The 21,281-nt window shown below is 68.9% G+C and carries 19 protein-coding genes; 13 read left to right on the top strand and 6 right to left on the bottom strand.

Annotation, left to right across the window (positions count from 1 at the left end; all coding sequences use genetic code 11):
* Positions 1-11: 11 nt before the first annotated feature.
* Positions 12-467: a DUF6194 family protein gene (locus ACWEH3_RS01465; protein WP_450015386.1), complete on the bottom strand. Its 456-nt coding sequence runs from the start codon at positions 465-467 to the stop codon at positions 12-14.
* 51 nt (positions 468-518) lie between these two features.
* Here ACWEH3_RS01465 and ACWEH3_RS01460 point away from each other — a divergent pair, with 51 nt between their 5' ends.
* From ACWEH3_RS01460 to ACWEH3_RS01445, 4 genes are all read left to right on the top strand, one after another.
* Positions 519-1,247, top strand: a complete 729-nt coding sequence (locus tag ACWEH3_RS01460; protein ID WP_450015388.1) for a MerR family transcriptional regulator — start codon at positions 519-521, stop codon at positions 1,245-1,247.
* Positions 1,248-1,341: 94 nt separating this feature from the next.
* Positions 1,342-2,286, top strand: a complete 945-nt coding sequence (locus tag ACWEH3_RS01455) for an ABC transporter ATP-binding protein (protein WP_450015390.1) — start codon at positions 1,342-1,344, stop codon at positions 2,284-2,286.
* On the top strand, positions 2,286-3,047 hold the full coding sequence (locus ACWEH3_RS01450; RefSeq protein WP_450015392.1) for an ABC transporter permease: 762 nt from the start codon (positions 2,286-2,288) through the stop codon (positions 3,045-3,047). The genes ACWEH3_RS01455 and ACWEH3_RS01450 overlap by 1 nt, the downstream gene beginning before the upstream one ends.
* A 354-nt stretch (positions 3,048-3,401) precedes the next feature.
* The gene (locus ACWEH3_RS01445) at positions 3,402-4,322 is read left to right on the top strand and encodes an adenylate/guanylate cyclase domain-containing protein (protein WP_450015394.1); all 921 of its coding nucleotides are present in this window, start codon (positions 3,402-3,404) and stop codon (positions 4,320-4,322) included.
* Positions 4,323-4,343: 21 nt separating this feature from the next.
* On the opposite strand, the gene ACWEH3_RS01440 is transcribed toward ACWEH3_RS01445, so the two are convergent.
* Entirely contained in the window at positions 4,344-4,502 is a 159-nt protein-coding gene (locus tag ACWEH3_RS01440) for a hypothetical protein (protein WP_356962800.1), read from the bottom strand.
* A 181-nt stretch (positions 4,503-4,683) separates the two neighbouring features.
* On the opposite strand from ACWEH3_RS01440, the gene ACWEH3_RS01435 reads away from it, so the two are divergent.
* Genes ACWEH3_RS01435 through ACWEH3_RS01405 form a run of 7 tightly spaced genes read left to right on the top strand, consistent with a single transcriptional unit; the run spans position 4,684 to position 13,775 of the window.
* Positions 4,684-6,399: an acyclic terpene utilization AtuA family protein gene (locus ACWEH3_RS01435; protein WP_450015396.1), complete on the top strand. Its 1,716-nt coding sequence runs from the start codon at positions 4,684-4,686 to the stop codon at positions 6,397-6,399.
* Positions 6,396-7,547, top strand: a complete 1,152-nt coding sequence (locus ACWEH3_RS01430; RefSeq protein WP_450015398.1) for an acyl-CoA dehydrogenase family protein — start codon at positions 6,396-6,398, stop codon at positions 7,545-7,547. Before ACWEH3_RS01435 ends, ACWEH3_RS01430 begins: the two co-directional genes overlap by 4 nt.
* Positions 7,544-9,142, top strand: coding sequence for an acyl-CoA carboxylase subunit beta (locus ACWEH3_RS01425; RefSeq protein ID WP_450015400.1), 1,599 nt, complete (start codon positions 7,544-7,546; stop codon positions 9,140-9,142). The genes ACWEH3_RS01430 and ACWEH3_RS01425 overlap by 4 nt, the downstream gene beginning before the upstream one ends.
* A gap of 8 nt (positions 9,143-9,150) precedes the next feature.
* Complete coding sequence (locus ACWEH3_RS01420) at positions 9,151-11,157, top strand: acetyl/propionyl/methylcrotonyl-CoA carboxylase subunit alpha (protein ID WP_450015402.1); 2,007 nt, start codon at positions 9,151-9,153, stop codon at positions 11,155-11,157.
* Positions 11,154-12,368: an acyl-CoA dehydrogenase family protein gene (locus ACWEH3_RS01415; RefSeq protein ID WP_450015404.1), complete on the top strand. Its 1,215-nt coding sequence runs from the start codon at positions 11,154-11,156 to the stop codon at positions 12,366-12,368. The genes ACWEH3_RS01420 and ACWEH3_RS01415 overlap by 4 nt, the downstream gene beginning before the upstream one ends.
* 10 nt (positions 12,369-12,378) lie before the next feature.
* Entirely contained in the window at positions 12,379-13,155 is a 777-nt protein-coding gene (locus tag ACWEH3_RS01410) for an enoyl-CoA hydratase family protein (protein WP_450015406.1), read from the top strand.
* 5 nt (positions 13,156-13,160) lie between these two features.
* A complete protein-coding gene (locus tag ACWEH3_RS01405; protein WP_450015408.1) occupies positions 13,161-13,775 on the top strand; it encodes a TetR/AcrR family transcriptional regulator in 615 nt (204 codons plus the stop codon).
* Here ACWEH3_RS01405 and ACWEH3_RS01400 read toward each other — a convergent pair.
* Both ACWEH3_RS01400 and ACWEH3_RS01395 read right to left on the bottom strand, forming a co-directional pair.
* Complete coding sequence (locus tag ACWEH3_RS01400) at positions 13,746-15,107, bottom strand: glycosyltransferase 87 family protein (RefSeq protein ID WP_450015410.1); 1,362 nt, start codon at positions 15,105-15,107, stop codon at positions 13,746-13,748. The genes ACWEH3_RS01405 and ACWEH3_RS01400 overlap by 30 nt on opposite strands.
* 318 nt (positions 15,108-15,425) lie before the next feature.
* Entirely contained in the window at positions 15,426-15,791 is a 366-nt protein-coding gene (locus ACWEH3_RS01395) for a hypothetical protein (RefSeq protein ID WP_450015412.1), read from the bottom strand.
* 238 nt (positions 15,792-16,029) lie between these two features.
* Here ACWEH3_RS01395 and ACWEH3_RS01390 point away from each other — a divergent pair, with 238 nt between their 5' ends.
* The gene (locus ACWEH3_RS01390; protein ID WP_450015414.1) at positions 16,030-16,800 is read left to right on the top strand and encodes an SDR family oxidoreductase; all 771 of its coding nucleotides are present in this window, start codon (positions 16,030-16,032) and stop codon (positions 16,798-16,800) included.
* Positions 16,801-16,954: 154 nt separating this feature from the next.
* Here ACWEH3_RS01390 and ACWEH3_RS01385 read toward each other — a convergent pair whose 3' ends face one another.
* Together ACWEH3_RS01385 and ACWEH3_RS01380 are read right to left on the bottom strand one after the other, a co-directional pair.
* Positions 16,955-19,096 (bottom strand): glycosyltransferase family 39 protein, encoded by a 2,142-nt coding sequence (locus ACWEH3_RS01385; RefSeq protein WP_450015416.1) that lies wholly within the window; start codon positions 19,094-19,096, stop codon positions 16,955-16,957.
* Positions 19,093-20,355 carry a glycosyltransferase gene (locus tag ACWEH3_RS01380; protein ID WP_450015418.1) on the bottom strand — a complete coding sequence of 421 codons (1,263 nt, stop codon included), beginning with the start codon at positions 20,353-20,355 and terminating at the stop codon, positions 19,093-19,095. The genes ACWEH3_RS01385 and ACWEH3_RS01380 overlap by 4 nt, the downstream gene beginning before the upstream one ends.
* 116 nt (positions 20,356-20,471) lie before the next feature.
* Here ACWEH3_RS01380 and ACWEH3_RS01375 point away from each other — a divergent pair, with 116 nt between their 5' ends.
* Positions 20,472-21,215, top strand: coding sequence for a TetR/AcrR family transcriptional regulator (locus tag ACWEH3_RS01375; RefSeq protein WP_450015420.1), 744 nt, complete (start codon positions 20,472-20,474; stop codon positions 21,213-21,215).
* The last annotated feature ends 66 nt before the right edge of the window (positions 21,216-21,281 follow it).

Here is a 21,281-nt window from a genome sequence, read left to right as displayed (position 1 = left end):
CTCGCGGCGCCTCAGCGGCGTTCGTGGCGGGAGCGGGCGAGTTGGTAAGCCGTTCGGAGAAGGGTGCGGGTGGGGGCGGTGGTTCGGGGGCCGGGGTTGACGACCGCCAGCCAGGCGGCGGATGCGTAGACCGGGTGGGGGATCACCGTATCGGTTGCGCTCGGATTGCCGGGGGTGGATCGTTCGCGGGGAGTGTGGCCGGTCCAGTGGGTGAAGGCTTCTTTTCCGGCGGCGATATTGACGCGGAACGTATCTGGGCGGTCCAAGTCCGAACTTTCGTCGCCGGGATAGTTCTTCGTCACGATCGTCGCGAACGGCTGGGTCGCCTTCGGTATCACGCCGTCCGGTGAGTAGTAGAAGAAGGTATCGCCCCAGCTGATCTCCGGTGAGCCGTCACCGGGGCCAGGGCTGAGGGTGAGGACTCCGTCGAGGGCGGAGACGAAGCCGATGATCTCGTCGATGGTCATGCATTCCAGCGTTTCATTAAGGTGCTTATGGAGACTTCGAGCAGGAGACGCATGGCAAATGGCGTGACAAGTCGCAACTCCACGATGCGTACGGCCGATGTGGCGCTGCGGGCCGGGTACTCCGTGCAGCAGATCCGCAACCTCGAACGCGACGGTGTGCTGCCGACGGCGATACGCACTGCGACCGGCTACCGCAGATACGGCGAGGTGCATGTGCGTTCCGCACTCGCTTATCGGGCGCTGGCGGCCGGCGTCGGCCCCGTCGAGGCCAAGCGCATCGTTCGTGCCGTCCACGAGGGACCGTTTCCCCAGGTGCTCGCCTTGCTCGACGCGGCACACGCCCGGCTGGACCGGGAACGCACCGACCTGACACTCGCCGAACGGGCGGCGGAGGTGATCGCCGCCGAGCCGATCGCCGACGTGCGCCCTTCGGATGCGATGGGCGTCGCCGAACTCGCCGCCGCGCTGGGCGTGCGCCCGTCGACACTGCGGCATTGGGACGCGGAGGGACTCGTGGTCCCGGATCGGGCGACCGCTCAGGGCACGCGAAGGTATTCGCCCGCCCAAGTCCGGGATGCCCGCATCGTGCACCAGCTGCGCCGGGCCGGGTATCGCGTCGACACGCTGAAGACCTTGATGCCCGACCTACCGCGCGGCCTCCGATCCGAGGATGTCGAGGCGGCGCTGGCGGCGCGAAACGCGAGCATCACGGCCCGCTCCCATGCCCTGCTCGACGCGGCGGCCGCGCTCAGTGCCGTATTCGCGCTCACAGACCCCTAGGGGTGCCCTATTCCATCCCCTCATCCTCGAGGATGATCCAACTCGGCACTAATTACCGACGCGCGCGCTCGCGATTTGCGGAATGCTGGGCGGCATGATCGAGCTGAAAGGCCTCACCAAGCACTACGGGCAGACCGTAGCGGTGCAGGATCTCACCTTCACCGTTCGCCCCGGGCAGGTGACGGGGTTCCTCGGACCGAACGGCGCGGGCAAATCGACCACCATGCGCATGATCCTCGGCTTGGACAAGCCCACCGCGGGCACCGCCTTGATCAAAGGCAGGCCGTACCACGAGCTGGACCATCCGCTGCGCATCGTCGGTGCGCTGCTGGACGCCAAGTGGGTGCATCCGAACCGGTCGGCGCGGGCTCATCTGGAGTGGATGGCCGCCTCCAACGACATCGCCAAGTCCCGGGTGGAGGAGGTGCTGCGGCTGGTCGGCCTGTCCGAGGTGGCGGGCAAGTCGGCGGGCGGCTTCTCGCTCGGCATGTCGCAACGGCTCGGCCTGGCCGGCGCGCTGCTGGGCGACCCGGAGGTGCTGCTGTTCGACGAGCCGGTGAACGGCCTCGATCCGGAGGGCATCCTGTGGATCCGCCGCTTCATGCAGCGGCTGGCCGCCGAGGGCCGCACGGTGCTGGTCTCCAGCCATCTGCTGTCGGAGATGGCGCAGACCGCCGAGCACCTGGTTGTGATCGGGCGCGGCAAGCTGATCTCGGACTCCACCACCCAGGAGTTCATCGAACGCGCCTCGGAGCAGACGGTCCGGGTGCGCAGCCCGCAACTCGACCAGCTGCGCAGCGTGCTCACCTCCAACGGCATGACCGTCCGGGAGGACGGCGCGAGTGCCGACGGCCCCGCGCTCATGGTGGCGGGCGTCTCCAGTGACGCGGTGGGCAAGCTCGCGGGCGAGAACAGCATCACGCTGTTCGAGCTGGCCCCGCAGCGCGCGTCGCTGGAAGAGGCGTTCATGCGGATGACCGGCGGCGCGGTGGAGTACCACGGCGAAGGCTTCGATCAGGTGATGGGAGGTGCGCTCTGATGGGCGTGCTGGCAGCGGAACGAATCAAGCTCACCTCGACCAGGTCGCCCTGGTGGTGCTCGGCGATCGTCATCGCCCTCGCGCTGGGCATGGCCGCTTTGCTCGCCTCGGTGGCGCGCGCGTCCTACGGCAAGGAAGGCGCGATCGACCTGACGGTCTCCACCGCGGTGGCCGGGATCAGCGGTTTCGGCGTGATGGTCCTGATGATCATGGCCACCCTGACCGTGACCAGCGAATACCGCTTCGGCATCATCCGGACGACGTTCCAGGCGACGCCGCACCGGGCCAAGGTCGTCCTGACCAAGGCGGGGCTGGTCAGCGTGTACGGCGCGCTGCTGACCATCGCCTTGGCGTTCGTCGCCTACGTGGTGGCCAAGGCGATCAGCGGGCCGGACGCGGGCGCGGCGCTCACTCTGTCCAGCGCGGCCGACTGGCGTGAGGTCTACTCCATCCCGATCTACGCGTTCCTGTGCGTCGTCCTCGCGGTCGGCGTCGGCGTGCTGGTGCGGCAATCCGCCGCCGCGATCTCGCTGATCGTGCTGTGGCCGCTGCTCATCGAGGGGCTGCTCGGGGCGTTCGGCAGCTTCGGGCGCAATGTCACCCCGTTCCTGCCGTTCGCGAACGCGAACCATTTCATGAGCGCCTCCCCGTCCACGGCCAACTGGCACTGGGGACCCTGGGGCAGCCTGCTGTACTTCACCGTCTTCGTCGCGATCGTCTTCGGCGCGTCGCTGGTCGTGGTGAACCAGCGCGACGCTTGAGACGAGTTCCCTTGACGACCCGAGTCGCCTTCCCTCGCCACTCGGGTTGACGGTGCGCCGACCTTGTCGGGAGGTCCGGCGCTCCCCCCACCGCCCGTCACTGCCCGGCGGACGGTGCCCTGATCGGCCCGGTGCGAACCCTCGCGCCGGGCCGATCGTGCGTGTGAACATCGAGGAAACTATGCCGCTTGCCGGTTCCGAGACCCCTTCTCGCCCGAGTAGCCTCGGTGCAGCAACCAGCTCGTTATCCAATGCCGGGCCCGACGGTGTGCTCGCCGAGGTTCGCAGCGGAGGTGGCACATGGTGATGATCGGTAACCTGCCGACGTCGGATCGGCTGAGATACCCTCGGGGCGTGCATGAAACACCTTCCGGCGGCGCCGAGCCGGGGTCGGGGCCGGAGGCCGAGGGAGGGGTGCCGCCCGAGGTGGTCATTCCGTTGGAGCCGTCCGATCCGGACGCTGCTCCCCGCCGTTCCGGCGGGCGACGTCGTGGCCAGATATCCGGGCTGGTGAGCGCGGCGAATCAGCGGGCGGACCTGATCGGCGTGCTGCGCAAGGCGCGGCAGCAACTGCCGGGTGATCCCGCTTTCGGCGACCCGCTGTCGGTTTCCGGGCCCGGCGGGGCGCGAGCGGTCGCGCGCGCGGCGGACAAACTGGTCGGCGACGCACCGAGCGCCGCGCGGGAGATCGGCTTCGGCGCCTTGCAGGTCTGGCAGGCCGCTCTGGAGCGGATGGGACGCGGTAAAGGTAGCCAAGAAGTAACTGTCATGTTCACCGATCTGGTGGCCTTCTCGCGCTGGTCGCTGTCGGCCGGTGACGAGGCCACCCTGGAACTGTTGCGCAAGGTGGCCAAGGCCATCGAACCGCCGATCGCCGAGCGGGGCGGCCACGTGGTCAAGCGCATGGGCGACGGGGTCATGGCGGTGTTCCCTTCGGCCGACCGGGCGGTGCGCGCCGCCGTGACCGCGAAGCGCAACCTGGCCGACGTGCAGGTGCGCGGCTATACCCCGCAGATGCGGATCGGTTTGCACACCGGTTCCCCGCGTGAGCTCGGGGGCGACTGGCTCGGGGTGGACGTCACCATCGCGGCCCGGGTCATGGAGGCGGGCGGCAACGGCAACACCATGCTGTCGGAGGCCACGCTCCAGGGGCTGCGGCCGGAGACGCTGGCGGAGCTGGGCTTGGCGGCCAAGCCGTATCGCCGCAGCTTCTTCGCTGCGCCACTCAACGGTGTCCCCGAGGACCTGCGAATCTTCCGGTTGTCGAGGGGCTGAGCGGCTGCCTCTCCGCTCGATCTATCCGAGCCACCAGGCCAGCGCGCCGCCCGCCGCGAGGGCGGCGCAGACGGCGAGCGCGATGGACAGCGGCCGGGCCGTCCTCCAGGTGGTGTAAACGCCGCCGAGCAGGAAGCCCGCCAGGGCGAACAGAACGATCACGGTGACGTCGCTGGACACGGTGCCATCTTGCTCCAGCCCGCTCGGTCTCCCGGTGGCCGGGGCGGCGGGTCGGCAATTAACAAGCACGCATGCTTGCTTTTTTCTGGCCCCGGTGTGATGCTGGTCGCGGAACGCGGACTTCACGGGTGCGGCATGCGGCTCATCCTGACGGTTCGCCGTACAGGAGGCATTCCCGCTGATGAGTATGCTGGCCGCCGACCCGGACGTGCTCCGGATCGGCAACTGTTCCGGCTTCTACGGCGACCGGCTCGGCGCCATGCGCGAGATGCTGGAAGGGGGACAGCTCGACGTCCTCACCGGCGACTATCTCGCCGAACTCACCATGCTGATTCTCGGCCGGGACCGGATGAAGGACCCGGATCTCGGCTACGCCAAGACCTTCGTCAAGCAGATCGAGGACTGCCTCGGGCTGGCGCTCGAACGCAACGTGCGCATCGTGGCGAACGCGGGCGGCCTGAACCCGGCCGGTCTGGCGCAGCGTCTGCGTAAAGTCGCCGCCGACCTCGGACTGGACGCCAAGATCGCGCACGTCGAGGGTGACGACCTCCTCGCGCGCGCCGGTGACCTCGGCTTCGGCGCGCCGCTGACCGCCAACGCCTACCTCGGCGCGTGGGGCATCGTCGAATGCCTGAACGCGGGCGCGGACATCGTGGTCACCGGCCGGGTCACCGACGCCTCGGTGATCGTCGGCCCCGCCGCCGCCCACTTCGGCTGGAGCCGAACGGATTACGACCGCCTGGCCGGCGCGGTGGTGGCCGGGCATGTCATCGAGTGCGGCACCCAGGCCACCGGCGGCAACTACGCCTTCTTCACCGAGCTCGCCGATCTGGGCAGGCCGGGTTTCCCGATCGCGGAGATCCGCGCCGACGGCGGCAGCGTCATCACCAAACACGCGGGCACCGGCGGCGCGGTCACCGTCGACACGGTCGAGGCCCAGCTCATGTACGAGATCCAGGGGGCGCGCTACGCCGGGCCCGACGTCACCTCCCGCCTGGACACCATCCGGCTCGACCAGGACGGCCCGGACCGGGTGCGGATCAGCGGCGTCACCGGTGAGGCCCCGCCGCCCCGGCTCAAGGTCTCGCTGAACACCCTCGGCGGTTTCCGCAACGAGATGGAATTCGTGCTCACCGGTCTGGACATCGAAGCGAAAGCGGAACTGGCGCAACGGCAACTGGAGTCCTGGCTGCCGAGCCGACCGTCCGAGCTGACCTGGACCTTGGCCCGCCTGGACCGCCCGGACGCCGACACCGAGGAGCAGGCCAGCGCACTGCTGCGCTGCGTGGTGCGCGACCCGGACCCGAACAAGGTCGGACGCGCGTTCTCCAACGTCGCGGTGGAGCTGGCGCTGGCCAGCTATCCGGGGTGCAGCTTCACCACCTTGCCGGGCAACGGTTCTCCTTACGGCGTGTTCACGCCCGGGTTCGTCGACGCCGCCGAAGTGCCGCACACGGCGGTGCTGCCCGACGGCGCCCGCGTCGAGATCGCCCCGGCGACGGAGACGGCCGAACTCGCCGCCGTCGACGAGCCGCCCGCTCCGGAACCGCTGCCCGCCGGGGAAACTCGCCGCGTGCCGCTGGGAACCATCGCGCTGGCACGCAGCGGTGACAAAGGCGGTGACGCGAATATCGGTGTGTGGGTGCGCACCGACGAGCAATGGCGCTGGCTGGTGCACACGCTCACCGTGGAGCGCATCAAAGAACTCCTCCCGGAAGCGGTTTCGCTGACCGTCACCCGGCACGTCCTGCCCAATCTGCGGGCGCTGAACTTCATCATCGAAGGCCTGCTCGGCCAGGGCGTGGCCTATCAGGCCCGCTTCGACCCGCAAGCCAAGGGACTCGGCGAATGGCTGCGGTCTCGTCACCTCGACATTCCAGTGGAGCTGCTGACATGACGAAACTCTGGGAAACGCCGGAACGACGCGAATTGCGTTCCACGGTGCGCGGATTCGTGGAACGCGAGATCCTGCCGTACCTGGACGGCTGGGAGCGCGCCGGTGAGATCCCGCGCGAGCTGCACAAGAAGGCGGGCGCGCTCGGCCTGCTCGGCGTGCAGTTCCCGGAATCCGCGGGTGGTTCCGGCGGCGACGGCGTGGACGCGATGATCGTCTGCGAGGAGATGCACCAGGCCGGTGCGTCCGGCGGGTTGTTCGCCTCCCTGTTCACCTGCGGCATCTCCGTGCCGCACATCATCGCCTCGGGCAACGCCGCGCAGATCGAGCGCTGGGTGAAGCCGACGCTGGCTGGCGAGAAGATCGGATCGCTCGCGATCACCGAGCCCGGCGGCGGCTCCGACGTCGGGCACCTCACCACCACCGCGCGCCGCGACGGCGACCACTACATCGTCAACGGCGCCAAGACCTACATCACCTCCGGCGTCCGCGCCGACTTCGTGGTCACCGCGGTGCGCACCGGCGGGCCGGGCTCCGGCGGCATCTCGCTGCTCATCGTCGACAAGGACACGCCGGGCTTCACGGTCAGCCGCAAGCTGGACAAGATGGGCTGGCTGGCCTCCGACACCGCCGAACTGTCCTACGTCGACGTCCGGGTGCCGGTAGAGAACCTGGTCGGCCCGGAGAACTCCGGCTTCTACCAGATCGCGGGCGCGTTCGTCAGCGAGCGCGTCGGCCTGGCGGTGCAGGCGTATTCCAGCGCGCAGCGCTGCCTGGAGCTGACGCTGGAGTGGGTGCGCAATCGCGAGACCTTCGGCCGCCCGCTGATCAGCAGGCAGGCGGTGCAGAACACGGTCACCGAGATGGCGCGTCGGATCGATGTGGCCCGCGTCTACACCCGGGATGTGGTGCAGCGCAGCGCCGAAGGCGAGACCGACCTGATCGCCGAGGTGTGTTTCGCGAAGAACACCGCGGTGGAAGCGGGCGAGTGGGTGGCCAACCAGGCCGTCCAGTTGTTCGGCGGCCTCGGTTACATGCGCGAATCCGAGATCGAGCGTCAGTACCGGGATATGCGCATCCTCGGGATCGGCGGCGGCACTACCGAAATACTGACCGGACTGGCGGCGAAGCGATTGGGGTACCAGTCATGACCATCTTGCGCAGCACCTTGGACACCGCCGCGCCCGAGTACGAGGCGGCCGCGGAGGCGATGACGGCCAAGCTCGCCGAGGTCGACGCGGAGTTCGCCAAAGCCATCGCGGGCGGTGGGCCGGACAAGCTGGCGCGGCATCGCAAGCGCGGCAAGCTGACCGCGCGCGAGCGCATCGAGCTGCTCGTCGACGAGGACTCGCCGTTCCTGGAGTTGTGCCCGCTGGCGGGCTGGGGTAGCGAATTCCACGTCGGCGGCAGCACCATCGCGGGCATCGGCATCGTGGAGGGCGTCGAGTGCATGATCGTCGCGCCCGATCCGACCGTGCGCGGCGGCACCTCGAACCCGTGGACGCTGCGCAAGACGTTGCGGATCAACGACATCGTGCGCGAGAACCGGTTGCCGGTGATCTCGCTGGTGGAATCCGGCGGCGCGGATCTGCCCACGCAGAAGGAGGTCTTCGTCCCCGGCGGCCGGATGTTCCGCGACCTCACCCAGGCGTCGGCGGCGGGCATCCCGACCATCGCGCTGGTGTTCGGCAACTCCACCGCGGGCGGCGCGTACATCCCCGGCATGTCCGATCACGTGGTGATGATCAAGGAGCGCTCCAAGGTGTTCCTCGGCGGTCCGCCGCTGGTCAAGATGGCCACCGGTGAGGAATCCGACGACGAATCCCTCGGCGGCGCGGACATGCACGCGCGGATCTCCGGCCTGGCGGATTACTACGCCGTGGACGAGCAGGACGCGATCCGCATCGGCCGCTCCATCGTCAAGCGGCTGAACTGGCGCAAGCAGGGTCCCGCCCCGCGCGCCGAGGTGATCGAGCCGCTCTACGACCCCGAGGATCTGCTCGGCATCGTGCCGTCGGATCTGAAGATCCCGTTCGATCCGCGCGAGGTGATCGCCCGCATCGTGGACGGCTCGGATTTCGACGAGTTCAAGCCGCTCTACGGCAGCAGCCTGGTCACCGGATGGGCCGAGCTGCACGGTTACCCGGTCGGCATCCTGGCCAACGCGCGCGGTGTGCTGTTCTCCGAGGAATCGCAGAAGGCCACCCAGTTCATCCAGCTGGCCAACAAGACGAACACCCCGCTGCTGTTCCTGCACAACACCACCGGCTACATGGTCGGCAAGGAGTACGAGCAGAGGGGCATCATCAAGCACGGCGCGATGATGATCAACGCGGTCTCCAATTCGAAGGTGCCGCACATCTCGGTGCTGATGGGCGCGTCCTACGGCGCGGGCCACTACGGCATGTGCGGCCGAGCCTACGATCCGCGCTTCGTCTTCGCCTGGCCCAGTGCGAAATCCGCCGTCATGGGCGGTGCGCAGCTGGCGGGCGTGATCTCGATCGTCGGCCGGGCCGCCGCCGAAGCCAAGGGCCTGCCGTTCGACGAGGAGGCCGACGCCGGAATGCGCGCCATGGTCGAGGCGCAGATCGAGGCCGAATCGCTGGCGATGTTCATGTCCGGGCGGCTCTACGACGACGGCGTCATCGACCCGCGCGATACCCGCACCGTGTTGGGAATGTCCCTGTCGGCCATTCACAACGCCCCGATCAAAGGCGCCGATGGCTTCGGCGTCTTCCGAATGTGAGGCCGAACATGACAGGTGCGGATATCACGAACGTTCTCGTCGCCAACCGGGGCGAAATCGCCCGCCGGGTCTTCGCGACCTGCCGCCGGGCGGGTCTGGGCACCGTCGCGGTGTACTCCGACGCGGATGCCGCCGCGCCGCACGTCACCGAGGCGGACGCCGCGGTGCGCCTGCCCGGCAACACACCCGCGGAGACCTATCTGCGCGGTGAGCTGATCATCGAGGCCGCGCTCGCCGCGGGCGCCGACGCCATCCATCCCGGATACGGATTCCTGTCCGAGAACGCCGAATTCGCCAAGGCCGTGCTCGACGCCGGGCTGGTCTGGATCGGGCCGCCCGTCGAGGCGATCGAGCAGATGGGCTCGAAGGTCGCCGCGAAGAAGATGATGGACGCCGCGGGCGTGCCGGTGCTCGCCGAACTGGACCCGGCCGAGGTCACCGAGACACACCTGCCGGTGCTGATCAAGGCGTCCGCCGGCGGCGGCGGACGCGGCATGCGCGTGGTGCGCGAACTGGCCGACCTGGCCCCGCAGATCGAGGCCGCCCGGCGCGAGGCGGAATCCGCCTTCGGCGATCCGACGGTCTTCTGCGAGCGCTATCTGGAGACCGGCAGGCATATCGAAGTCCAGGTGATGGCCGACACGCACGGCACGATCTGGGCCGTCGGCGAGCGTGAGTGCTCGATCCAGCGCCGCCACCAGAAAGTGCTCGAGGAGGCTCCGTCGCCGCTGGTGGAGCGCACCGAGGGCATGCGGGCGCGGCTGTTCGAGGCGGCGCGGCTGGCGGCGGGCGCGATCGGCTACACCGGCGCGGGCACCGTCGAGTTCCTCGCCGACGAGCAAGGCGAGTTCTTCTTCCTGGAGATGAACACCCGCCTGCAAGTGGAGCATCCGGTCACCGAGTGCACCACCGGGCTGGATCTGGTGGGCCTGCAACTGGACGTCGCCGTCGGCGGCGCGTTGCCCGCCGAACCGCCCGCTATGCACGGGCATTCGATCGAGGTCCGGCTCTACGCCGAAGACCCGGCGCACGACTGGCAGCCGCAGAGCGGGACCGTGCACCGGATCGATATCCCGTCGGTGCTCACCGAGTTCGACCAGCTGGACCGCCCGGGCGTGCGGCTCGACACAGGCGTGGTGGACGGCTCGGTGGTCGGCGTGCACTACGACCCGATGTTGGCCAAGGTCATCTCCTACGCCGAAACCCGCAGCGAGGCAGCACGATTGCTGGCTTCGGCGCTGCACCGCGCGAAGATCCACGGCCTGGTCACCAACCGCGACCTGCTGGTGCGCGTGCTGCGTCATCCGGCGTTCCTGGCGGGTGACACCGACACCGCGTTCTTCACCACGCATGGGCTGGACGCCCTGGCCGCGCCGCTGGTGTCGGAGTCCGACGAGGCGCTGTCCATTGTGGCCGCCGCGCTCGCCGACGCCGCCGCCAACCGGGGCAGCGCGCGGGTCGGCGGCGGGCTGCCCAGCGGGTGGCGCAATCTCCCCTCGCAGTCACAGCGCAAGTCCTACGAAAGCCGCACTACCGGAACGCACGAGGTGGGTTACCGGTTCGGCCGCACCGCCGTCACCGTGGACGGTCACGACGGTCTCGCTCTCGTCGAGTCGGCTCCCGATCGCGTCGTGCTGTCGGTCCCGGGTGAGCGCCGCCCGGTGCGCAGGCAGTTCGAGGTCGCCCGCTACGGCGACCAAGTCTACGTCGACTCACCGCTCGGCCCGGTGGCCCTGCGCAGGCTGCCGCGCTTCAGCGACCCGGCCGACCAGGTGGCCACCGGCTCCCTGCTTGCGCCCATGCCGGGCAGCGTGATCCGGCTCGGCGCGGAGGTCGGCGACCACGTCGAACAGGGCCAGCCGATCCTGTGGCTGGAGGCGATGAAGATGGAGCACACCATCGCCGCGCCCGCCGCGGGTGTGCTCAGCGCCGTCAACGTCACCGTCGGCCAGCAGGTCGACGTCGGCGCCGTGCTCGCGGTCGTCGAACCCGTAGAACTCCAGGAGAAGTTATGACTACAGCATCGCGCAGCGATTCGGTGAGGGGCGGCGGCCGGGCGACGGGTGGGCCTTTCATTGAGACCGAAGAGCAGAAGGCGCTGCGGGCCGCCGTCGCCGCGCTGGCCGCGAAGTACAACTACCGCGACTACGTGCTGCCGAAGGCGCGCAAGAGCGAGCCGCTGGACGAATTGTGGCAGGAGGCGGGCAAACTCGGTTTCCTCGGCGTGAACCTGCCGGAGGAATACGGTGGCGGCGGCGCGGGCATGTACGAGTTGTCGCTGGTGCTGGAGGAGCTGTCCGCGCAGGGCGCGGGCCTGCTGCTGATGGTGGTCTCCCCGGCCATCTGCGGCACCATCATCACCAAGTACGGCACCGACGAGCAGAAGCAGGAATGGCTGCCCAAGCTCGCCGACGGCTCCGGAAAGATGGTGTTCGGCATCACCGAGCCGGACGCGGGCTCCAACTCCCACCAGATCACCACCACCGCGCGTCGCGACGGTGACGACTGGATCCTCAACGGCCGCAAGATCTTCATCTCCGGCGTGGACCAGGCCGAGGCCGTGCTGATCGTGGCCCGCACCTCCGACCACAAGACCGGCAAGCTCAAGCCCGCCCTGTTCATCGTGCCGACCGACGCCGAAGGCTTCACCAAGACGGCGCAGGAGATGGACATCATCGAGCCCGATCACCAGTACAACCTGTTCCTCGACGACGTCCGGCTGCCGTCCACCGCGCTGGTCGGCAAGGAGGACGCGGCGTTGATGCAGTTGTTCGCGGGCCTGAACCCGGAGCGGATCATGGGTGCCGCGATGGCCGTCGGCATGGGTCGCTACGCCATCGAACGCGCGGTGGAATACGCCAAGGAGCGCACGGTGTGGAAGACGCCGATCGGCGCCCACCAGGGCATCTCGCATCCGCTGGCGCAGGTGAAGGTCGAAGTGGAGCTGGCGAAGCTGATGATGCAGAAGGCCGCGACCCTCTACGACGCGGGCGACGAGATGGGCGCCGCCGAGGCCGCCAACATGGCGAAATACGCGGCGGCGGAAGCCAGCATCAAGGCGCTCGACCAGGCCGTCCAGACCCACGGCGGCTCCGGACTGACCAAGGACGTCGGACTGGCCGCCATGCTCGCCGCCGCTCGCATCGGCCGCATCGCGCCGGTGAGCCGGGAAATGGTCTTGAACTTCGTCGCCCAGTACTCGCTGGGCCTGCCGAAGTCGTACTGAGAGGACGCGCATGACCGAGACGGCTCCGTTCGTCCGCTACGAGGTGAGCGGCGGCGTGGCGACGCTCACCTTCGACTCGCCGCACAACCGCAACGCGCTGTCGTCCAAGCTGGTCGCCGAGCTGCTGCGCGGACTCGACGACGCCGCCGACGACGAGAAGGTGCGCGTCGTCGTGCTCGCGCACACCGGCACCACCTTCTGCGCGGGCGCCGATCTGAGCGAGGCGAGCGACGCCGATCCGGCCGTGGCCGCCGACGAGCGCACCCGGGTCATGATCGGCGTGCTGCGCAGGCTGGTGGAGATCCCGAAGCCGGTGATCGCGCGGATCGACGGCAACGTGCGGGCGGGCGGCATGGGCATCGTGGCCGGTTGCGACATCGTCGTGGCCGGGCGGGGCAGCAGTTTCGCGCTCACCGAGGTGCGGATCGGGCTGGCGCCGTTCATGATCTCGCTGACCCTGCTGCCCAGGCTCGATCCGCGCGCGGCCAGCCGGTACTACCTCACCGGCGAGAAGTTCGACGCCGCCGTCGCCGAGCAGATCGGCCTGGTCACGGTGACCGCCGACGACCCGGCCGCCGAGGTGGCGCGGCTGTGCGGGGAAGTGCGCAAGGGTTCCCCACAGGGGCTGGCCGAGGCCAAGCGGTTGGTCAACGCGGGCATCCTCGCGGAGTTCGACGCCTCCGCCGAGGAGCTCGCGCGGCGTTCGGCGAGCTTCTTCGGCACCCCCGAAGTGCGCGAGGGCATGCTGGCCTTTTTGCAGCGCCGCCCGCCGAGCTGGGCAGAATAACGACCATGGCGACACCTCACGAACCCAAGCAGGACCGCAGCCGAGCCACCCGGCAGCGCCTGCTCGAGGCGACCATCGACTGTCTGGCCGAGATGGGCTGGGCCGCCGCGACGGTCGCGGTCGTCGCCGAACGGGCCGGGGTGTCGCGTGGCGCGGCGCAGCATCACTTTCCCACCAGGGAGGATCTGATCACCGCCGCGCTGGAGTTCATGTTCGACACGCGCGGCGGGCAGGCGGTGCAAGAGGCGTCGTCGCTGAGGGAGCTGGGCGACGGCGTCGGCCGTACGGAGGCGGTGGTGGCGGGGCTGGTCGAGTCGTATACCAGTCCGCTGTTCAAAGCCGCGTTGCAGGTGTGGACGCACGCCGCGGCCGACCCGGTGCTGCGCGAACGCATCGTCCCGCTGGAAGCCCGCTTCGGCCGCGCGTCGCACCGTCGCGCGATCGAGGCCCTCGGCGTGGACGACTCCGATCCGGTCACCCATCATCTGGTCCAGGCGACCCTGGACATGGCCCGCGGCCTGGGGTTGGCCGACGTCCTCACCGACGACTCGGCCCGCCGCAAGCGCATAGTCGAGCAATGGGCGGCCACGCTACACGCCGCTTTGCACGCTCCTCGCTGAGCGGGAGTCCGCGATCGGGTCACTGGGTGCCGGTCTCGGCGCGCTCAGGAGCAGGGCTATCGCGGCGACCATGGCGCCGAGGGTGAGCAGAGCGTAGGAGTTGCCGACCAGGAATTGCACGACGGTCCAATGGAATTCCCGGCCGTTGGTCTGGGGTACGAACCAGATCAGGCCTTGCGGAAGCAGCGGCAGCGTCTGATCCCACGCTCCGATCGAGTCGACTTGCATCGGCCACGCGAAGGCGAACAGTGCGATCGTGGTGACCGCGGCGATGCCTGCCGTCCGCGCCCGTGGGGAGAGCGCGTGCACAGCCCAGACGAGCGCGGGCACTACCCACACCCAATAGTGCGTCCAGGAGATCGGTGAGCACAGCAGCGTCACACCGGCGGCGAGCAGGACGCCGAGCATCTCCTCTCCCCGCTGGTAAGCGATCCGCGCGGCGGCCAACCCGGCCAGACCGAGCCCACCGGCGCCGAAGAGCCACAGCACATGACTGTCCCACGTGGTCCATTGCAGGCGGCCGAGCACACCGTTGAGCGACTGATTCTGCACGTACGCGAAGCCGATCCGGTTCTGCGACGCCACAGTCGTGGTCCAGAACTGGATCGCCTCGGTCGGCCGATACCAGAGCCCGGCCGCGACCGTGGCCGCGAACGCGCCCACCGCGACGGCAGCGGCCTTGAATTGGCGTGTGATCACCAGATAGACGATGAACACCGCGGGCGTCAGCTTGATGCCGGTGGCGATACCGATGAGGATGCCGCGACTCCAGCGGCGCTTCGGCGTGGCCAGGTCGACCAAGACCATGGCCATCAGGATCATGCTGATCTGCCCGAAGCGGAAGGTCTGCTGCACCGGCTCGAGCCAGAGCGCGGCGCTGCCGACGGCGAGCGTCATCGCCGACATGCCGAGCCCACGCCGATACCGCATCAGCACAGCGGTGCACCACACGCTGACATACAGGGAGATCAGCGTCGTGACCACCATGCCGGTGCCGATGTAGTCGATCGGGAACCGCGCCAATTCGGCGCAGATCCACGCGGCGAAGACGGGATAGAGAAACGGCAGGAACATCGGGCCGCGGGCGGTGTACAACTGATCCGGGTGCAGGGCGGCGGCTCTGCCGCCCCACATGTAGACCTGCAGATCTATTTGGTGCCAGTACATTTCCCAGTTCGGCCGCAAGAACAGCAGCCAGGCCGCCAGGGAGATCGCGGTGAACACGACGGCCGCGCCCAGGGCGAGCGCGGCTCGCGGCGGTCGGCTACGCGCGGTCGATAGTTCCGTCGCCTGCGCGACAACGACAGTTGTCGCCGGTGCGACAGTTGCCATGAACTTTCCTTCATCAGATGACGATCGATCGGCGGAACCGTTGCCGGACAACCTGTTCGGTGCGGTTCCGAGGGCAACGCCGAAACCGTGAGCTCGTCTAACGATACGGCTACTACGAAAGTAGTATTACCATTAGGAAATGTAACATGTATCACTTTTTGCCTCCCTGTGTGGGAAGCGCCGCTTACCGGGTCCCGATGTCCCGGTGCATGTGATCGCGCGAATCGGTAGGGGCGCGACAGACAACTCGCGCCCCTCATGTTCAACGAATTCGCTTAGGGCTGTGCCGAACTCGGCGCGCTCATGCGCTGTGACAGATCAGCACAATCCTTGCTGCTCGAGGCGCCCGGAATCGATGGCGTAGGAGGAGGCTCCGATGGCGGCGCCGATCAGGCCGACGATGATCGCGCCGGGGATCGCGCCGACGAAGAAGACGGGCAGGCCGACCAGCGCGCCGACCGCGGCGCCGATCGCGGCGCCGATTCCCGTGCGCAGTTCGATCGTGTCGCCGGGCGGCAGGCACGCCTTGATGTAGGTCACCTGCGGAGTCTCGCTGGTCGCCGCGGCGATCGGTTCGGTGCGGTCGACGGGCGCGGCCGACGCGGTGGCGGCGAATCCGACGGTGAGCGCGGTTGCGACCAGTGCGCTGACCACCGTCACGGCCAGTTTCGTGAAAGCGTTCAACTGTTTCCCTGAATGTTCGCGGTGGACACGTGACCTGATGCGCTCCGGGCTCCGGCTCCGTGCGCTGTCACGCATCCGATCATCATCGCTGGAGTTTTGCGGTGTGCCAAGACCTGACGCTCGAATAGCCTGCGCCGGTGACAACTCCGAGCGCCTTCGCGTCGATGTCACACTCGCCGACGTCGCGTCGTCCTTCCTGTGAACGCGAAACGACGCAGCGACACAAGGAGTGAGGACCATGGCGAAGGGCACGAAGATCGCGGTAGCGGGCGCGACCGGGCGGCTGGGCAGGCACGTGGTGGATGTGCTGAACGAGCAGGGGCACGACGTGGTCGCCTTCTCCCGGGCCGACGGTGTCGACATCGAGACCGGGCGGGGCCTGGTCGATGCGCTGGATGGTGTGCGCGTAGTGATCGACGTTTCCAGCACGCCGTCCCCGGACCGGGAGGTGGCGACGGCCTTCTTCACCGCGGCCGCGCGCAATCTGCACGAAGCGGGACAGAAGGCAGGGGTCGAGCGACTGGTGGTGGCATCGATCATCGGCATCGACGGCACCACCGCCGGATACAACGCGGCCAAGCTGGCCCACGAACGAGCGCTGCTGGAAGGACCGCTGCCGGTGCAGATCCTGCGTGCGGCGCAGTTCCACGAACTGGTCGAGCTGATGATGGGGTGGGGCACCCAGGGAGACACCGCCTACCTCGCCGGGATGCGCACCCAACTGGTCGCCGCGCGTACCGTCGCCGAGGAACTGGTCCGCCTGGCGCTCGGCCCCGCGCCCGAGACCACCGCGGCTCCATTCCCGGAAATCGCGGGCCCGCAACCGGAAACGATGGCCGATGCCGCAACTCTGCTTGCCGCCCGCCGCGGCGCACCCGCACACGTCGTCGAGGTGAGCGACCAGGACAATCCCGATCGTGAGGTGTTCGAAAACGGTGGACTCCTCCCTGGCCCGCACGCCAAGCTCGCAGGCCCGACGTTCGCCGAGTGGATCGAGTCCGTCCGGTAGCCACGCGAAGACGTCGAAAACGCGGTCCGCACCGGCGCCGAGGGTATGACGCCGGTGCGGATGCGGTGTTCAGCGAGTGCAGGGGAATGCGCTGAACACTGGAAGGCGATGCGGCCCCGAGGGATGCAGGGCGGCAGGGCCGCATCACGTGGTTTCAGTGGGCAGCGGTCAGGTCGTACAAGGTGACCCCGTCCACCTGGATGGCGGTGAAGTTCTCCTCGACCCACTGCGAGATCCGCGCACTGGGGGAGGAGCTGGATGAACCGGGCCCGCCGCGGCCGCCGCCGACGAAGTAGTGGATCTTCCCTTCGGCGACATACCGCTGGAACTGCTCCAGCGTCGGCGAGGGGTCACTGCCGTTGAAGCCGCCGATCGGCATCACCGGGAGTTCGGTGGCCAACTGCAAGCCCGCGGCGCTGTTCGAGCCGATGGCCGCGGCCACCCAGGTGTAGTCGCCGCCGTTCTGCTCGAGCAGGGACACGATCTGCGCGCTCGGTTCGCTCGCCCCGAGGAGGCCGCCCATCCCACCGCCGCCATTGGGACCGGGACCGCCGTCTCCGGGCATACCGCCCGTTCCCTGCGGGAACACCGTGCCGTCCGGTGCCTGTCCGCCGGGCGCGGTGCCCTGCGGTCCTGAGCCCGGAAGTCGGCTGCCCGGCTGTGGAATTCGGCCGTCCGGTGCCGTGCCCTGCGGACCCGGCGAACCTCCGTCCGGCGGTGTGCCACCCGGTGCTTGCGCGGCGCCGTCGCGGCCCGTGCTCGTTCCGTTCTGCATGCGGCGACCCATGCCGGGCATGCCTTCGCCCCACGGTGGCCGCCCGCGCATCGCGACGTTCGGCCCCGCCGAAGGAATCGAACCGGCGTGTGGCGTCGCGATGGTGTCGACGGCATAGGCGACAGGCCCGGCCAGGAAGGTGAACGCGACCGCAAGCGCCGACACCACGGCAAACTTGCGGGGCGCGGGAACGACCACGGCGAGTGTCGCGAGCACGCCGACGACCAGCACCGTCCAGCGCAGCCACGACTGCCATTCCGGACTGCGCGACAACAGCATCCACGCGGTCGCCGTGGTGAGACCCACCGCGAGTGCCGACGCCAGCCGCACCCACAGCCGATGCCGCCCCCGCCACGCCAGGACCGCGCCCGCGCCGACCAGCGCGGCGACGGCCGGAGCCAGGGCGACGGTGTAGTACTGGTGGAAGATGCCGGCCATGAAGCTGAACACCAGCCCGGTCGCCAGCAGCCATCCGCCCCAGAGGACGAGCGAAGCGCGCTGCCGGTCGGTGCGAGCCGCTCTGCCGCGCAGGAGGATCCCGACGACCAGCGCGACCAGCGCGGCGGGGATCAACCACGCGATCTGACCGCCCTGTGCCGGTTCGAACATCCGCGTGATGCCGGTTTCCCCCCACATGCCGTTGCCGCCCGGCGGCAGCTCACCGCCGCCCGGTACGACGCTGCCGCGCTCGTTGCCGTTGAGCCGGCCGAGCCCGTTGTAGCCGAGGGTGAGTTCCAGGATGGAGTTCTGGTGCGAGCCGCCGATCCACGGACGGGTCGAGGCGGGCCACAACTCCACCGCGAGCAGCCACCAGCCCGCGGCCACCACCATCGCGGCCCCGGCCGCGAAGAGTTGCAGGACGCGCTTGCCGAGCTTCGGCGGGCCCGCGAGCAGGTAGGTCAGCGCGAGCGCCGGAACAACCAGCAGCACCTGCAATTGTTTGGTGAGGAAGCCGAATCCGATCAGCGCGCCGGTCAGCACCAGCCACCGCCAGCGGCCGTCCTCCACCGCCCGGGTCATCGCCCAGGCGGCGGCGATCATCAAGAACACCAAGAGCGCTTCGGGATTGTTGAAGCGGAACATCAACGCCGCGACCGGCGTCACCGCCAGCGCCAACCCGGCGAGCAATCCGGCCGCGGGCCCGAACGGCCTGCGCACCGTCGCCCACAGCAGTGCCACGCTCGCCACGCCGAGCAGCACCTCCGGCACCAGGATGCTCCAGCTGCCCAGCCCGAAGGCTCGCACCGAAAGCTCCATCAACCACAGCGAGGCGGGTGGCTTGTCCACGGTGATCGAATTGGCCGCGTCGGAAGACCCGAAGAAGAACGCCTTCCACGACACCGAGCCCGCCTGCACCGCGGCGGAATAGAACGAATTCGCCCACCCATTGGCGCTCAGATTGCACAGATAGGCCACCGCCGTGCCGAGCAGCAGCGCCGCCAGCGCCGGAAACTCCCAGTTCCGTTCGGCCCGGGGCCGCGGTTCGGCCGCGACCGGTTGCGCGGTCAGAGTCGCCGTCATCGACGAACCTCCGCGGCGTTCCCCGGTGCGTTCGACGCACGCTCGCCTCCGCTGTCGCGGAACACCCAGCGCAGCCCGACGAACCGCAGCAGCGTCGCCACCAGGTTCGCCGCCACCAGGACGAACAGTTCCAGATGCACCGAGGAGTCCGGCGCCCACCGATGCAGCGCGAACAACGAACCGCTGGTGAGCGCCAGCCCGATGCCGAAGATCACCAAACCCTGGAACTGGTGCGACACGGCCCCGTTCGAGCCGCGCACGCCGAAGGTGAAGGCCCGGTTGGCCGCCGTGTTGCCCACCGCCGTGATCAGCAGGGCGGCGAAGTTCGCCACTTGCGCGCCGGTCAATGGTTGCAGCGCCACGTAGAGCAGCAGGTAGGCCAGCGTGCTCAACACACCGACGATCGCGAACCGCACCAGCTGACCCACCATGCCCAGCGGCACCCCGGGCACCAGCGGTTCCCGGCCCACCGAGCGGCGCAGTTCCTCCAGCGGCAGCGCGCCGGTCGCCAGCGCCCGACCCAGCCGCCAGATGCCGAGCAGGTCCTTGCGGGCGGTGTCGATGATGTCGACGCGGCTGTCCGGGTCATCGATCCAGTCCACCGGGACCTCGTGAATCCGCAGGCCCGCCCGCTCGGCGAGCACCAGCAATTCGGTGTCGAAGAACCATTCCCCGTCGTGCACGAGCGGCAGCAGGCGGCGCGCCACCTCGGTGCGCATCGCCTTGAAGCCGCACTGCGCGTCGGAGAAGTGCGCGCGCAGCGAGGCCTTCAGCAGCAGGTTGTAGCAGCGCGAGATGATCTCGCGCTTGGGTCCGCGCACCACGCGGGACGCGGCGTCGAGCCGGGTGCCGATGGCCAGGTCCGAATGCCCGGTGATCAGCGGCGCGACCAGCGGGAGCAAGGCGTTCAGGTCGGTGGACAGGTCGACGTCCATGTAGGCGACCACCTGCGCGTCCGAGTGTTCCCACACCGCGCGCAGCGCGCGACCGCGCCCCTTGGCGGACAGATGGACGACGCGCACATCGTCCAATTCCTCCGCGAGCAGCTGGGCGACCTGGAGCGTGGCGTCGGTGCTCGCGTTGTCGGCGACCGTGATGCGCGCCGGGAACGGGAACCCCTCGCGCAGGTAGGCGTGCAGTCTGCGCACGCACACGCCGAGGTCGGTCTCTTCGTTGTAGACGGGTATCACCACGTCCAGCACGGGCGCGCCCGTGGTCTCGGTCCGTTCCGTCGCCGCGACGGTGGAAGTCTCGGTCATGCGAACCAGACTCGACGGCCACACTGCCACCGCGCTGGGCCTCAGCTGTGAGGTTCCTGGTAGCTCGGGATCGCCGGGTGAATGCCCGGCGCACGTCCGATCACCGGGGCTGCTCGGTGCAGGTAGCATCCGGATTCGTGATGCTGCGCGGCCGGACGGAAGACGACCAGCCGCCGAAACGCGTGGACGCCCGCACCGAGCGCTGGCGCGAGCATCGCAGAAAGGTGCGCGAGGAATTCGTGGACGCGGCGTTCCGCGCTCTCGACGAATTCGGCCCCGCCGTCAGCATGGGCGACATCGCCAAGGAGGCGGGCGCGGCCAAACCGAAGCTGTATCGCCATTTCGAAGACAAGACCGATCTCTACAACGCGATCGTGGACCGGGTTCGCGACCTGCTCTGGGAACAGGTCATGACCAGCTTCGACCTCACCGGCGACTCGGCCGGTGACCTGGTGCGCCGCGCCGCGTCCGAATACGTGCTGGTGGTGTCGCGGCAGCCGAACGTCTTCCGGTTCATGCTGCACAGCCACTTCACGCGCTCCGACGACGCCGATCGCGCGCTGCAATCGGCCAGGCAGTCCGCCCGGCGCGCTGCCGAGCTGTTCGCAGGCGTAGTAGACGACGAGTTGGTGCGGGTCGAAAACGTGCAGCTGGTGATCTATTCGATCTTCGGCGCGGTGGCCTCGGCCACCGATTGGTGGCTGGGAGTGAACCGGCTGGAGCCGCCCGCCATGACGGCCGAGCAGTTCGCCCACTATCTGAGCGAGACCATCTTCGCGCTGGTGGCGGCGAGCGCTCGGCTGCACGGCATCGCCATCGCGGCCGATCGTCCGCTGCATCTTGCCTTTTCCACGTTGTGACCGGAGCGCCCCCCGGGCCGGGCGCCGAGGTCGTGCCGCGTCCACGCCGAACGTCGTTGTTCCGAT

Source organism: Nocardia sp. NPDC004718, from assembly GCF_053601535.1.
Note: the sequence above shows the minus strand (reverse complement) of the source record. Positions and strands in the feature narration are given on the sequence as shown.